Raw genomic sequence first — 14,432 nt, forward strand, 5'->3', positions numbered from 1 at the left:
CTAATCGTTTAATTAGACGCTGAAAAATTGCTAAAGTTACGGCTATTTTTACATCATTATCCATAGTTATTACAAAATTGATACCATAGTATGACATGAAAGTAGTTGAAAAGTGCGCCACTACGGGATTGTTAAATGTTGGGTTGTTATACAAAATAAGAAGAGAGTCCCACTCTGGGACCCTCTTCTTTGATCAATATTTTCCAAATAAGTAAGCATAGTTATAAAAACCTATTTATGAGTTATTTCGATAGTATAAGTTTCTTTTTCTTTAGATATTAAATGTCTTAAGAGAACGGATAAGCGGCTCTCCCGCACTTTCCAGCACCCTTAACCGGATCCGGTCTGTACGAATGGTGTCGAAAGAGTCAATTTTCTTATGGCCGATCGCGCTTCCGCGAACCAATTCTGTCCAGGTATCCTGCTGCCAGGCCTCCAATACATAAGCACGGATTCGCTCTCCCTGAGAAATTTCCTCCATCAGTACTATATGATTTATAGATTCTTCCGTTTCCATCAACAGTTCCACAATGCTTCCAGCGCTTGATGTTTCAGCCAGCGGGGCAGAAAACCTCTTTCTTAGCTCATTACCGAACTCCAGTACACGTTCTACATCCGTCTTCGGCAGCAATCCCGTATGATCAGGTGCGAGATTAAGAAGCAGATTGCATCCATGTCCAACGGATCGGTAATACACATCCAGTAAGTGATCCAGGGTGTGCAGACTGTGCTCATCATCAGGGTGCCAGAACCAGTGCTCCTTGCGAATAGGAACATCGCATTCAGCAGGTACCCATCGAGGCGTCTCCGGCAACCATGTCAGCGACTCCTCCGTGAACATACTGACTCTGGCACTCTCCGCGGTATTCCAGCAAGGATAAGGAGCCACCCCGTCCTCGTTCCCCACCCAGCGAATCGTCGGCGCCCCCATATTGAAGATCAACGCATCCGGCTGATACTGCTCTATGAGTCCCATAATCCGGGGCCAATCATACTCTCTTCCTTCAGACCCCGCCCCGTCAAACCATATTTCCACGAGCGGTCCATATTGTGTGAGAAGCTCTGTCAGCTGCTCGGCATAAAAATCGTCATACGCTTCTTTGTTTTCATAACACGGCTCATGCCGGTCCCAAGGGGACAAGTAAATTCCAAAGCCAATACCTTCCTCCATACAAGCATCCGCACATTCCCGAACCACATCCCCTTGCCCCTGTCTCCACAGACTGGACTTCACCGAGTAATCCGTTGTGCGAGTCGGCCATAGACAGAAACCATCATGGTGCTTGGTGGTTAAAATAAAATATTTGAATCCCGCTTCTTTTGCCGTTCGAACCCACTGCCTTACATCTAAGCGGGAGGGGTTAAACAAGTCAGGTGAATCGTTGCCCTCCCCCCATTCCTGATCGCAAAACGTATTCATTCCAAAGTGGCAAAACATGCCCATCTCCATATCCTGCCATTGCAGCTGCTGTTTTGTAGGTTTTGCTAAGATTTCTGTTTCCATTGGATCGTCTCCCTTTATTACCTCAAGCCCGCAGCGCTTGATCGCATTTAATAATTACAGTAAGCGTCGTCCGAAGTCATGATATTCGCCTAAATGTTCAAGGGGCCGTCGGTCCTGCTCCGGCTAACCCAAATCCGGTTTATCCACCAGTTCAATCTGAGCCGTATCCGTATGATGCAATTCAAGAATTACGATTTCATTAGTGCCTTTTCGAAGGAGCGGGCCGGGAAGGTACAGTGTCCGTTGTGGTCCTTCCTTCCAGTAACGCCCAAGATTAAAGCCGTTGATCCAAACAACTCCCTTGCACCAGCCATCTAAGCGAACGAAAGTGTCGGCGATATCTTCGACATCAAACTCGCTCTTATAGAACCCCGGTCGGTCGGTTCTTTCCTCGATCGCCGCCATATCCGTGAACAGAACGGAGGATGTGTCTTCCAATGGCAGCGGATAAATCGTCCAGTCAAACAGAAACTGATTGTTCATCCTTACCCCTTCGGTAATTCCTTTATGGTCCTTGAGCTTGGGACCGTAGTTCACGCGGCCCATGTTCTCAACAACAATATCCAGTTTGGCGCCGCTTTCAGGAATATGGAGTGGGAAACTTTTCGGGTTCCACCGCTCTGTCGTTCCTTGATAAACGCCGTCCAGAAAAATCTGAGCCCGGTCGTGCACCTCTTGAAGGTGCAAAGACTCTCCAATACGGGGCCCAGAAATATGCGTTGAATATACGATGAAGCCATAACTTTGTCCAAGCATTTCCATGGGAACGGGGGCTATGCTCTTCACTGGCTCTGACAGATGAGGCAATTGATCTAACATGTCAGCTTTTTGTGTCATTGTGATAGTACCGTAACTCTTTTTCGGTATAGGTGATGGCAGTTCCGCCAAGTCGGGCAGGTTCAGAGCAACCTTTTCCCGAAAACCTTCGATGACGCTGCGCACAGCCTCATATTTATCGGTTACATCCCCACTCTCAGATAAGGGAGAATCGTAGTCATAGCTCGTAATGGTCGCTTCATACTTGTCATGATAATTAGCTCCATTATAAAAACCAAAATTCGTTCCTCCATGGAACATATAAAAATTAACGGAAGCGCCCGCTTGCAGCATATTGTCAAACACACCGGCTGCATCTTGAGCATCACGCGTATGATGCGGCTTCAGCCAATGATCGAACCAACCATTCCAGTACTCCATGCACATCAGCGGTTCATCCGGGCGGTATTCTCTTAACTTTGCAAAAGCCTCTTCCGGTCTTGATCCGAAGTTAACCGTTGCAAGCACACCTGGCATACTCCCGCCTTGCAGCATTCCGTTGTCCGGGCCGTCGGACGTAAACAGCAGTACGTCCACCCCTCGGCTGATCAGGCCTTCTTTCAAGTAATTCAAATAGGATTGGTCATTACCGTAACTGCCGTATTCATTCTCGATCTGCACGGCAATAACAGGACCACCGTTCGTGCTCAGCAGCGGAACTAGTCGAGGGATCAGTGTATCGTAATATCGGTCGACCTTCTCTAGGTACACCTCATCCATACACCTCAATTTGATATCCGGGTAACGGAGAAGCCATGCCGGCAATCCTCCGAATTCCCATTCCGCACATATATATGGACTAGGTCTCAAAATCACATGCAGGCCCAGTTTCTCGGCAATCCGGACAAACCCTTCCACATCTGCTAAACCTTCAAAACAAAATTGTCCTTCCTGCGGTTCATGCAAATTCCAGGGAAGATACGTTTCCACCGTATTGAATCCGCATGCTTTCAGTTTTAAGAGACGATCTTCCCAATATTCCGGAACTACACGAAAATAGTGCACTGCGCCGGACAGGATTTGAAACGGCTTCCCATCCCATTGAAATTGTTGGTTTACCACTTGTAATTGAGTCACGGCTATCCCTCCATAATGTAATGAACATTAACGTTGCCATACTTGTATCATCCATGAAAGGGGCATTTTCCTCAATCTCCAAATGGAGCATTTTCTATACCTTTTGTGCCATATTTACACTTACTCTCATTACACTCATGTTATGATGGTTATACGGCAACAGATCAGTAGAAAAGCTATTACATATACAAGGAGCTGCCTATGGATTTGATCAATACTTTGCAGGTTGTAGGCTGCCATTTCGACGTCCAGCCTCCCGGATGGTGTTATCCGAGACATCACCATCATTTATTCGAGCTGTTATGCTGCCTTGAAGGCGAAGTCATTCAGGAGGTCAACCGTGACAACATTATTTTGCGCCCGGGAGATTGGATTCTGATCAAGGCTGGTATGAGACATCAGACGATGAATACTTCCGGCTCGCAGTACGGATATTTTAATGTGCATTTTGATCTGGATGTTCCCGAAATCCGCAGTATGCTGGCCACTGCTCCGTATCGGCATATCCCTCATCAAGAAGCAGAGCGGACGAAACTAAGCTCCTACGTCGCCGAACTTGAAAGAATCATTCAACGTAACCAGTCTCCAGAAGGCTCTGAAACGACAGAAACTTTCCGGTTTGAAGACAAGCTGCTGCTGCAGTCCTATACCCTTCTTATCATTCATGATATTCTAACCTTGCTGCGCGAGCTTCCTGCACCACACATTCCAACAGCCCGGGAGGGATCTCTGCCAGCAACGGATGTTGCCCATGCTATTGAAGAAAAATTGTCCCAAGGCATAAACGAGGAAACGTCCGTAGCCAGTGTAGCGAAGGAGTTGAATTTAAGCCGCAGCCAATGCAGCAAACTCTTTTCCAAAGTTTATGGTCTGTCCCCAAGACAGTATATAAGCCGCCAAAAGCTCAACTCTGCCAAAGAGCTCCTCGTCACGACCAATCTGCCGATGACAGACATTGCCGAGAAGCTTGGCTTTCGTTCAGCCAGCCATTTCTCCAGACAGTTCCGCCGCTGGACCGGTCAGTCTCCGACCGATTATAAGCCCAAGCAATAAACTCATAAAGAGCCACCGCTGGTTAACAAGACCAGGATAGATCATGTATGTTCACAAAAATATGATACGGAAGTTCTTACGCAGGAAGCACCCGGAAGCAAAGGCAGATGATTCGCCTTTCTTACGGGTGCTATGCCTTGAATATAGGGGATAGACGTTGATTACACCTTAAACAACCGTCTATACTCCGATGGCGTCATTCCCTCATGCTCCATAAACCTTTTGTTAAAATAACTCACGCTTGGATAACCGGCATCTACAGCAATCTGCCCGATCGTAATATCCTTTCGTTCCAGCAGCCACTGCTTCGCCATTTGAAGCCGGCAGCGAGTGATGAAATCCATCGGCGTCATCTCCATTACATTCCGGAACAGCTTACAGAAATAGTACGTACTGACACCGAGCCGTTCCGCCCATTCCTCCAAAACGAACGGCTGAGCCGCCTCTTGTTGCATCATGGGCAGCAGCTCCAGAATACGCTTGCCAGACGTATGCAGTTTACTCCGTGATAACGGTGAGGCCTGCTGAACGAATACGGCAAGTAAAGCGTAAGTAAGTGTCGACAGATGCGTCAAATCCAACATACGGTTTGTTTCAGCCTCGCGAAGCAGTGCTTCATGGGCGAGTTCAAAAGCGGCTTGCTGGCGAATACTCCACAATTGGCTTTTGTGAAAGTTTCGCTCAATGAAGTAATTTTGTAGACCGCTCCCATAAAAATGCACCCAGCGAACGTCCCAAGGATCATCTTCACTGCTGTAGTAATGCTGAATTTGCATCGGTAAATATAATACCGCTTCTCCCGGTCCAAGCTCATACACTTGGTTATCGATCTCGACGTACCCTTTACCAGAAGCGACATAGTGAATATTGAAGTTGTTCAATGCCCCGGCTTTTCGAAATACATAGTGATCTGGCTCATCCCGATAGATACCAACCGATTCCGGGAAACAGAAAAACGGCATTTGCGGAAGGGTAAGCAGGTGAATTTGTCTTTTCATACAGCATCTCCATGACAATATTGTTATACATACTCACAAAATAATACTATATTAATTTTAGAATCGGTCTCATATAATCACAATATAATATTAATTACATTTAGGAGCTGATCATTCATATGAGTCGCAAACTTAAATGGGGTATACTGGGCTGCGCCAGCATCGCGAAACGGGCGGTCATTCCAGGTCTCCAGGAATCCAAGTTCAATGAAGTATCTGCCATCGCCAGCCGCGATATAGACAAATCCAAATCTACAGCAGAAGAATTCAATATTCCAGAAGCATACGGTAGCTACGAAGCTCTGCTGGAGGACCCTGATATCGACGCTGTATACATACCGCTTCCGAACCATCTGCATAAAGAATGGAGCATTCGGGCAGCGGAAGCAGGCAAGCATATTCTATGCGAGAAGCCGCTTGCGTTAACGGCGCGTGAAGCAGCTGAAATGGCGGAAGCGGCAGCAAAAGCTGGTGTCATCCTGTCCGAAGCTTTCATGTATCGTTATCATCCGCGCTATGACATGATCAAGGACCTGCTAAATTCAGGCTCCATTGGCCAGATTCGCGCCATACACAGTTCATTTACATTCAACAATGCGGCGGACACTCAAAATGTTCGCTATCGAAAAGATTGGGGAGGCGGTTCAATCTACGATGTTGGCTGTTACCCTATTCACGCTGCCCGTCTTTTGTTGGATCAGGAACCTGAAGCTGTTACCGTCCAAGCGTTCTTCTCTCCAGAGCATGATGATGTCGATATGATGGCCTCCGGACTGATCGAATTTGGCAATGCTGTGTCACTAACGTTTGATTGCGGCATGTGGGCAGCGTTCCGAAACCCGCTTGAAGTCCTCGGAACGGAAGGAAGCATCGAAGTTCCTTACGCCTACAGCATACCGGCAGGCGGCGACCATTTTTACCTGAACAAAAACGGTGAACGACAACTAATAGCGATCTCTGAGGCAAACGCTTACAGTGAGCAAGGAGATCATCTGGCCGATGTTATCTTGAATAACGCACCACTGCGTTTTGGAACAGAAGACGCGATCAGCAATATGAAAGTAATTGATGCTTGCTTGCTGTCTGCCCGCGAACGAATAAGAGTTACACTTTAACTGGATTGAAGGAGGTTAAGCAGTTATGAAAACCATCTCCATTAAAGGATTAAACAAACCTGTATCTGTCCTGATGAAGGGATCCGATTACTTCTATCACGACAATTATGAGAAAGCCGCTGCCAATTTGGATGCTTATTTTTCCATCGGCGGCAATTCCATTGACACGGCCCATATATACTGCGGGGGTCAAAGTGAGGAAGTCATCGGGCGTTATATGCAGGAGAGGGGCAATCGGGACCAGTGGGTCATTTTGACAAAAGGTGCTCATCATGATCAGAACGGCCCCCGTGTGAACAAACAGGACATCCGAAGCGACATTACGATGAGTCTGGAAAAATTACAGACCGATTTTATCGACTTGTACGCTTTGCACCGGGATGACCCTGCGGTACCAGTCGGTGAAGTTGTGGAAGCCCTGAATGAATACATGGCATCTGGAACCGTCGGAGCCATCGGAGTTTCCAACTGGACCTGGCAGCGGATTCAGGCAGCGAACGAATATGCCTCAGCGAACGGCTTGGCCGGGTTCTCCTTCAGCAGTCCGAACTTAAGCCTCGCGAAGGCCAATGAACCGTTCTGGACAGGGTGTGTCTCCGCAGATGCCGAGACCTGTGCTTGGCATGAAGCGGAGCAACTTCCACTGTTGTCATGGTCTTCCCAAGCTAGAGGATTTTTCACTGGGCGTTTCTCACCGGAAATCCGTGATAATGCAGACCTGGTTCGGGTGTTCTACAATGATGACAACTGGGAGCGACTGGAGCGTGCGAAACAGCTCGCAGCCTCCAAAAATGTAACGGCAATACAGATTGCTCTCGCCTACGTGCTGAATCAGCCGTTTCCGGCCTGCGCCCTAATCGGTGCACAAAGTACCGAAGAGCTTACCTCCTGTCAAGAGGGAGCGCTCCTAAAACTGTCGCGTGAAGAAATGAACTGGCTGGATTTAACATCAGATCAGCTGTAACCTGCTTAATAAAAAGACCACTTGCCCCGTAAGCAAATCTTTGTGGAGTGAACTGCACCCCAATTGTTAGACACCATCTAACTATTGGAGGTGCAGTTTTTATATGACCAGATTCAGTACAGATGAAAAAATACAAGCAGTTATGCGTTACCAAAAGGGATCCGACAGCTTAAAAGCTATCGCAAAATCCATAGGTATTCACCATACTGTCTTTTTAAACTGGATTAGACAATATGAGCATCATGGTGATGAAGCTTTTAAAAAGGGCTATACATCATATCCTGTACAGTTTAAACTAGACGTACTTAATTATATGAACGAATTTGGGACGTCTGTTAGAGAAACGGCTGCGGTATTTAATATTGCGAGTCATAGTACCATTTTAAGCTGGCAAAGGAGCTTAGAATTACATGGAATGGACGCTCTACAACCAAAGAAAAAGGGGCGTTCACCCATGAAAAAAGAATCTAATAAACAAAAGAATCAAACGTTAGTAGAAGGATCTGTAGAGGCTTTACATGCAGAGGTAGAGCGTTTACGAATGGAGAATGCATATTTAAAAAAGTTGAATGCCTTAGTTCAAAACAAGGAAAAATCACCAAACAAGACAAAGCTCAAGTAGTCTATGAACTAAGGAACGAATTTTCGGTGAAAGCACTTCTACAGCTAGCAGATATCCCTCGTAGCACGTATTATTACGCGGTAAAAACGTTTGGGATGCCAGATAGAGATACGGAGTTAAAAGACATTATCCAAGCCATTTATGAGGAGCATGAGGGGCGCTATGGTTATCGTCGTATTCGTGACGAGTTAGTGAATCGTGGATACCGTGTGAATCATAAAAAGGTACAACGTTTGATGAAAGTATTGGGATTAAAATGCTTGGTACGCATGAAAAAATATCGTTCGTACAAAGGGACGGTTGGCAAGATTGCACCGAACATATTAGAACGTAACTTTTACGCTGAAAAGCCAAATGAGAAGTGGGTTACAGATATTACAGAGTTTAAATTATTTGGAGAAAAGCTGTATTTATCTCCAATGCTAGATCTATACAATGGTGAAATTATTACGTATACGATCGGTTCAAGACCGGTCTACTCGCTTGTTTCAACGATGTTAGATCAAGCATGTAGCCGATTAACAGATGAAGATAAGCCCCTTATTCATTCTGACCAAGGTTGGCACTATCAGATGAAACAGTATCGTCATGCCCTCAAAGAATGCGGTATCAAGCAAAGTATGTCCCGAAAAGGTAACTGCTACGACAACGCTGTCATCGAGAACTTCTTTGGCATCATGAAATCTGAATTTCTGTATTTAAAGGAATTTGAAAGTATCGCACATTTTAAAAAAGAGCTATCAAAATACATCGATTATTACAACAACAAGCGTATTAAGGCAAAACTAAAAGGCATGAGTCCGGTACAGTACCGAATTCATGCCCAACAAGTCGCCTAATGACATAACCTGTCTAACTTTATGGGGTCACTTCAGAGCAGGTGGTTTTTTGCAGTGAATTGCTTAAACTTTAAAAACAAAAGATCAGTTATGGCTTTAGAGTAGTTCTAAAACATAACTGATCTTCAGCAGTACGATTCATTTCTGTTAATTACTCCTGCTGCTATGTTTCCTTACGCAGGGTAAATATCAAAATCCTTCAAGGTTTCTCCCGTTCTGCCTGACTCGAATACAGCATCAATCAGATTCAGTACACGCAGCACTTCCTCGTTCTTCACAATCGGCTCACTCTTTCCTTCAATGACAGCCGCAAAGTTGTCGAAAAAGCTGCTGGAATTACGGAACGGTTCAGGAAGCGTACCTGTGATGGTAGCTTCTTCCGAAGGAGGAGCCATCGTTTTGGTCAGGCCCACCCCAGCTTGAATCGGAGTAGGTTCCACTTTAACGGCATCCTGATTTCTTGAAACCACTCTGCCATTTAAAGACCAGTCCTCAATAACACCTGTTCCTTCGGTTCCCTTGACATACCAACGTGGCAGCGTGATGAAATTGGTCGTTCCGACTTCAATAACGGCGGATACCCCATTTTCGAATTGCAGATTAGCTTCAAAGCCGTCATCAACTTCGTCGCCCAAAATAAAGCTCAAGCGGCTGCTCAGGCTAGTAATCCGGCTGTCAACCATAAAGAGGATTTGATCCAGCAGATGAACGCCCCAATCGAGGAGCATGCCGCCGCCATGTTGCTCGAGATGGCGCCAGTCTCCTGGAATGCCGTTAGCCCCGTGAACCCTTGATTCAATACGGAATAGGTCCCCAATCGTTTTCTCGTTATACATTTGCTTGATCGTCAAGAAATCTTCATCCCAACGGCGGTTTTGGTGAACCATCAGCACTCGGCCTGCTTCATCAGCGGCAGCAACCATCTCCTTAAAGTCTTGAACGGAAAGGGTAACCGGCTTCTCGCAGATGACATGCTTGCCGGCTTTAAATGCTTGTAGTGCCAATTCTTTGTGCACATCGTTAGGCGTAGCGATGAGGACTACATCAACGGCAGAGTCGCTCAGTACCTCTTCGTAGCTTTCATAAGCAGGGTAACCTGCTTCAATAGACGCTGTCCGACGATTTTCCAAGATGTCGTACGTTCCTGTAACTTCAAGATAATTGTTATCCTTGATCAGCTTGGCATGGTAACTTCCCATACCTCCATACCCTACGATGACGATAGCGTGTTTAGTAGTAGTCATGAATTTACAGCTCCTTTGATCTTCAGCAATTAACATGTGTCTTCATAAATTATAAATATATTGTGCAGATAAACGTTATCTTTATTATTTGTTTTCATTCATATAAACGGCTTTTCCGGTACGGGCCGATTCATACAAGGCTTCCAAAATTTCAGAAACGACACATGCCTGTTCAGGAGTTACAACCGGCTCCAGATCCTTGTCAATCGCTTCAATCCATTTTCTCATCTCAATATCCGGCGCACTTTCCTCACGACCTTCATAAAAAGCGACCCCGCCAGACCCTAAATCAATGTTGTTGGTGTATAAGCGGCTGAATTTCTCACCGTTGATACGAAGGCCTTCCTTCATATCCGCACCTGCCTCTGTACCACTCAAACTGCACTTCGCCTCATCCACTTCAAGAGAGTTCAGTGCCCAGCTAGATTCCAACATGACCGTAGCTCCATTCTCCATAACGATCATGCCGAAGGCTGAATCCTCTACCGTGAACTTCTCCGGATCCCACGGACCCCAAGCATTCGCAGCATTCTCTTTTTTAGCAAGCTCGTGATACTTCGTTCCCAGAACTACTTTCGGTTTGTAGTTGTCCATCATCCACAGAGTAAGGTCCAGCGCGTGGGTACCGATATCGATCAACGGGCCTCCGCCTTGCTTTTCTTCATCCAGGAATACTCCCCAGGTTGGAACGGCTCTTCTGCGGATCGCATGCGCTTTTGCAAAATAAACATGACCAAGCTCTCCATCTTCACACAGCTGTTTCAGATACAAGCTGTCTTCTCTGAAGCGGTTGTTGTAACCGATCGTCAGCTTCTTACCACTTCTCTTTGCTGCTTCAACCATGCTACGTGCTTCTGCAGCGGTCTTTGCCATCGGCTTTTCACACATAACATGTTTGCCTGCTTCAAGGGAAGCAATAGAAATTTCTGCATGGGACTCGTTTGGCGTAAGAACATGAATAATATCAATCGTGTCGTCCTGCAGCAGTTCTGTGTAATCCGAATAAACCTTTGCCTCGTCGATACCATATTTTGAAGCTGCTTCTTCTGCACGGCTTTGAACGATATCACAAAACGCTACAAGCTCAACACTGTTCAGCTTGCTTAAACTCGGCAAATGCTTGCCGTTCGCAATTCCGCCACATCCGATAATACCTACACGATATACTTTACTCATCCTAATCACCATCACTTTTCATTATTTTTGTTTTTGCCTTGCGGTATGCTCCTGGCGTCATGCCCAAACGCTTGCGGAACACCGCATGTAAATAGGTAGCATTCGCAAAGCCTTCAGACTGGGCAATTTGTTCAATCGGCATCGAGCTTTCTTTCAGCCTGCGGCATACCGCTTCCAATCGGATATCTTCCAGCGCCTTACTAAAGGAGCTTTTCGGGTTCATCTGCTTAAAAACCCTTTGCAGCTGCCTTGGGCTGATATTCAGTTTCTCAGCCACATTTTCCAACGTAAGGCTTGCCGGATAATTTGCCTCCATATAATGAATGGCATATTGATAACGATAAGAAAGCATATCCCGAACCGGCGCCTCTGCTCGAATTCCATCTGAATCGTAAGCTCTTGCGGCCTTCATTAAAATACTAATGACCAATTGTTTAATCGATGTGTAATATCCTGCAAACTTACCGTCACACACATGATAGGCTTCGAGAAAACAATTCATCGCTTTATGGGAATCATAGGCTGGTATGAGCGGTAGCTTTCTCAACTTCTCGATACACTCCTCAGCCTCAGCAGCCTCCCAGGGGTCAACATCTATCCTTAGTTTCTCCGTAATATCGACATGCAGACAAAGCTCATCCATAGCTTCATGGATATCCGCCTCCTGATAATGCATGACGCCAGGGCCCGTTAAATAGAACATCCCCTCCGATAAAGAGTAAGCCTGCTCCTCGAGAATCACCCGCCCCTTACCTCTCGGGATAAAATGAAACTCAAATTCAGCATGATTATGAAAATCTATCACTTTTCCCGGGGAAAACGTGGTCAGATGAAATCTCAAAACATGAATCTCGTAATGGCCCCACGCGATCCGAATGTCCAGCCTCTCGAGCATATCCTGCTTCTCAAACATCACTCCGTAAGGAAAAGTGGTTCCACGCTTTAAATCATCCATAAACTTAAGATTTTAACTCTTCCAGCCGGACAACACGGCCTTCTTTATTAGAAAGGTTAGCGGCTTCCATCAAACGGGTAAGTTCTATAGCCATGTTAATATTATCATCAGCTGTTGTACCATTCTGAATGTGACCAACCCACTGATGGAACGCGCTTTCACGATTATCACGCACAGGCACTTCTGTCCAGACCGGGTTGCCTTCTCCGGAGCGGTTCGTTTTTAGCAGGAGCTTCTCTTCTGGTGTTCCGTACAACAAAGTACCCTCGGTACCGTGAACCTCGATTGTAAATGGGGAGTGACAGTTCACAAAGCCCGCTTCCACCACACCGATTGCACCAGATGCCGTATGCAATGTTGCTGCTGCATTATCCTCTACCTCTTTGCCTGTCACATAACCGAAATTAGCGCTCACTCCAGTTACCTCTTCTCCCAAAAACAACCGGGTCAAATACATCGGATGACAGCCAAGATCAATCAGCGCACCACCAAAGCATTGCTCCAGACTATAAAAATGTTCAGGAAGCCAGCCAGCTAAAGCCCCGTTATGGGACAAACGGACTCTGACGTAAGTAATCTTTCCAAGCAGATCCTGGTTCAAAATGTCCTGAACAGCCAGCGTGTATCCATCATTTAAACGAGGTAAAGAAACAGTCAATTTCACGCCTTGCTTCTCAACCTCTGACACAATTTCATTCACTTCCGTTAATGTCGGAGCAATCACTTTTTCGGTAAAGATGTGTTTTCCCGCCTTGGCAACTGCAAGCATAACATCGCGGTGCATATTCGTAGGGGCATCCACAATGACCGCATCGAGATCCTTTTGAGCAAGCATGTCATCTAGATTTTCATAAAATGGAACTTGAAGCTGATCGGCGGCTTTTTTTCCGCGTACCGGATCTTCATCCCAGACTGCTGCAATCTCCGTATCGTCATGCTCCTGAGCCTGTTTCGTATAATCCCAGGCGTGAACATGCCAGTAGCTGATCTTGCCGATTTTAATGCTCAATTGGTCATACCTCCCAATATATAATATCCTGACATTCACTTATAAAAGTAACACATCTTGAATCATTTTTTTAGTAGAACTATACGACAAATATTATATAAAATTACGACACATAAAAATATAGTGAGCGGTTTCATAAATGACATACTATAATTAGATTTATTATGCTTTATTCTCAATAAATGGAGGTTGGATACGTGAGGAGACCGTTGTATAACAGACCTTTCATGAAATTGTTGTCTGCTGTCGTTTCAACTCTCTCTATCTCGCCATTTACGGGAATATACAATTATGTGCCAATGAATGACCAAAGCACAGACGTTTATTATTTTTCCTTCAGCTATGAAATTGCGATAAGCTCCATCATAAATCTTGCGTTATTTCTGTTCTTGATCATGCCGTTGGTAGTATGATAAAGCGTATAATATACTTCGTTTGGAGGATGAACCATGATCTATCTGGAAACCGCGAGATTGAAATTTCGTGACTGGGAACAAGCAGACTTGGAGCCATTTAGTAAACTCAATGCAGATAAAGAGGTTATGACATATTTCCCTAAATCCTTATCAACGGAGGAAACCCAAATATTCTATCAATCCATTGTTTCCGAGCTTAAAGAATGCGGATTTGGGTTATATGCCGTTGAAGTGAAGGATAATAAAGAATTTATTGGGTTTATAGGATTTCATAGGGCAACATTTAAGGCCGATTTTACACCGTGTATAGAAATTGGCTGGCGACTAAAAAAAGAAGCTTGGGGAAAAGGATATGCAACGGAGGGTGCTGCAGCCTGCTTGCAATACGGATTTAACGAATTGGGCCTTCGCGATATTTACAGTTTTACAGCCGATATTAATGAGCCTTCGAAAAACGTAATGACAAAAATCGGTATGCGATTTATTAAAACGTTCAGTCACCCGAAGGTTGAGAAAGACAGTCCATTAAACAAGCATGTACTATATCACATCCATCAAAATACGATTCTCCCCTCCCCATAACTTACTCAAGCAGCCTAGGATGGATTAAAAAAGTCAAGGACAGAAGCTGATTCAGCCTCTGT

General features: G+C 45.4%; 13 protein-coding genes. 6 read left to right on the plus strand and 7 right to left on the minus strand.

Annotation, left to right across the window (positions count from 1 at the left end; all coding sequences use genetic code 11):
* Positions 1 to 271: 271 nt before the first annotated feature.
* Positions 272 to 1,504: an alpha-L-fucosidase gene (locus B9N86_RS18970; protein ID WP_208914699.1), complete on the minus strand. Its 1,233-nt coding sequence runs from the start codon at positions 1,502 to 1,504 to the stop codon at positions 272 to 274.
* Positions 1,505 to 1,627: 123 nt separating this feature from the next.
* A complete protein-coding gene (locus B9N86_RS18975) occupies positions 1,628 to 3,397 on the minus strand; it encodes a glycoside hydrolase family 35 protein (protein ID WP_208914700.1) in 1,770 nt (589 codons plus the stop codon).
* 201 nt (positions 3,398 to 3,598) lie between these two features.
* Here B9N86_RS18975 and B9N86_RS18980 point away from each other — a divergent pair, with 201 nt between their 5' ends.
* Positions 3,599 to 4,450 (plus strand): AraC family transcriptional regulator, encoded by an 852-nt coding sequence (locus B9N86_RS18980; RefSeq protein WP_208914701.1) that lies wholly within the window; start codon positions 3,599 to 3,601, stop codon positions 4,448 to 4,450.
* 161 nt (positions 4,451 to 4,611) lie between these two features.
* Here the strand turns inward: B9N86_RS18980 and B9N86_RS18985 are convergent, their stop codons facing one another.
* Positions 4,612 to 5,448, minus strand: coding sequence for an AraC family transcriptional regulator (locus B9N86_RS18985; RefSeq protein WP_208914702.1), 837 nt, complete (start codon positions 5,446 to 5,448; stop codon positions 4,612 to 4,614).
* 119 nt (positions 5,449 to 5,567) lie between these two features.
* Between B9N86_RS18985 and B9N86_RS18990 the strand changes: the two genes are divergently transcribed.
* The 3 genes from B9N86_RS18990 (at position 5,568) to B9N86_RS19000 (ending at position 8,988) form a co-directional block, all read left to right on the plus strand.
* The gene (locus B9N86_RS18990; RefSeq protein ID WP_208914703.1) at positions 5,568 to 6,563 is read left to right on the plus strand and encodes a Gfo/Idh/MocA family protein; all 996 of its coding nucleotides are present in this window, start codon (positions 5,568 to 5,570) and stop codon (positions 6,561 to 6,563) included.
* Between the two features lie 25 nt (positions 6,564 to 6,588).
* A complete protein-coding gene (locus tag B9N86_RS18995) occupies positions 6,589 to 7,527 on the plus strand; it encodes an aldo/keto reductase (RefSeq protein ID WP_208914704.1) in 939 nt (312 codons plus the stop codon).
* Between the two features lie 103 nt (positions 7,528 to 7,630).
* A protein-coding gene (locus B9N86_RS19000; protein ID WP_208914705.1) for an IS3 family transposase occupies positions 7,631 to 8,988 on the plus strand; the annotation gives its coding sequence in 2 pieces (ribosomal slippage) (positions 7,631 to 8,084 and positions 8,084 to 8,988; 1,359 coding nt in all).
* A gap of 173 nt (positions 8,989 to 9,161) precedes the next feature.
* Here the strand turns inward: B9N86_RS19000 and B9N86_RS19005 are convergent.
* The 4 genes from B9N86_RS19005 to B9N86_RS19020 form a co-directional block, all read right to left on the minus strand.
* Positions 9,162 to 10,232: a Gfo/Idh/MocA family protein gene (locus B9N86_RS19005; RefSeq protein WP_208914706.1), complete on the minus strand. Its 1,071-nt coding sequence runs from the start codon at positions 10,230 to 10,232 to the stop codon at positions 9,162 to 9,164.
* Positions 10,233 to 10,316: 84 nt separating this feature from the next.
* Complete coding sequence (locus B9N86_RS19010; protein WP_208914707.1) at positions 10,317 to 11,408, minus strand: Gfo/Idh/MocA family protein; 1,092 nt, start codon at positions 11,406 to 11,408, stop codon at positions 10,317 to 10,319.
* 1 nt (position 11,409) lies between these two features.
* Positions 11,410 to 12,363, minus strand: a complete 954-nt coding sequence (locus tag B9N86_RS19015) for an AraC family transcriptional regulator (protein WP_208914708.1) — start codon at positions 12,361 to 12,363, stop codon at positions 11,410 to 11,412.
* Positions 12,364 to 12,367: 4 nt separating this feature from the next.
* Complete coding sequence (locus tag B9N86_RS19020; RefSeq protein WP_208914709.1) at positions 12,368 to 13,372, minus strand: Gfo/Idh/MocA family protein; 1,005 nt, start codon at positions 13,370 to 13,372, stop codon at positions 12,368 to 12,370.
* A 227-nt stretch (positions 13,373 to 13,599) separates the two neighbouring features.
* On the opposite strand from B9N86_RS19020, the gene B9N86_RS19025 reads away from it, so the two are divergent.
* Both B9N86_RS19025 and B9N86_RS19030 read left to right on the plus strand, forming a co-directional pair.
* Entirely contained in the window at positions 13,600 to 13,785 is a 186-nt protein-coding gene (locus B9N86_RS19025; protein ID WP_208914710.1) for a hypothetical protein, read from the plus strand.
* 36 nt (positions 13,786 to 13,821) lie between these two features.
* A complete protein-coding gene (locus tag B9N86_RS19030; RefSeq protein WP_208914711.1) occupies positions 13,822 to 14,370 on the plus strand; it encodes a GNAT family N-acetyltransferase in 549 nt (182 codons plus the stop codon).
* Positions 14,371 to 14,432: the final 62 nt, after the last annotated feature.

The organism is Paenibacillus uliginis N3/975 (assembly GCF_900177425.1).
Classification (GTDB): Bacteria; Bacillota; Bacilli; order Paenibacillales; family Paenibacillaceae; genus Paenibacillus_AQ; species Paenibacillus_AQ uliginis.

Excerpts from the sequence above, each read along its gene's own strand:
- B9N86_RS18970 (WP_208914699.1), bottom strand. The coding sequence starts at position 1,504 with ATGGAAACAGAAATCTTAGCAAAACCTACAAAACAGCAGCTGCAATGG.
- B9N86_RS19010 (WP_208914707.1), bottom strand. The coding sequence starts at position 11,408 with ATGAGTAAAGTATATCGTGTAGGTATTATCGGATGTGGCGGAATTGCG.
- B9N86_RS19015 (WP_208914708.1), bottom strand. The coding sequence starts at position 12,363 with ATGGATGATTTAAAGCGTGGAACCACTTTTCCTTACGGAGTGATGTTT.
- B9N86_RS19025 (WP_208914710.1), top strand. The coding sequence starts at position 13,600 with ATGAAATTGTTGTCTGCTGTCGTTTCAACTCTCTCTATCTCGCCATTT.
- B9N86_RS19030 (WP_208914711.1), top strand. The coding sequence starts at position 13,822 with ATGATCTATCTGGAAACCGCGAGATTGAAATTTCGTGACTGGGAACAA.
- B9N86_RS19005 (WP_208914706.1), bottom strand. The coding sequence starts at position 10,232 with ATGACTACTACTAAACACGCTATCGTCATCGTAGGGTATGGAGGTATG.
- B9N86_RS18995 (WP_208914704.1), top strand. The coding sequence starts at position 6,589 with ATGAAAACCATCTCCATTAAAGGATTAAACAAACCTGTATCTGTCCTG.
- B9N86_RS18980 (WP_208914701.1), top strand. The coding sequence starts at position 3,599 with ATGGATTTGATCAATACTTTGCAGGTTGTAGGCTGCCATTTCGACGTC.
- B9N86_RS18990 (WP_208914703.1), top strand. The coding sequence starts at position 5,568 with ATGAGTCGCAAACTTAAATGGGGTATACTGGGCTGCGCCAGCATCGCG.
- B9N86_RS18985 (WP_208914702.1), bottom strand. The coding sequence starts at position 5,448 with ATGAAAAGACAAATTCACCTGCTTACCCTTCCGCAAATGCCGTTTTTC.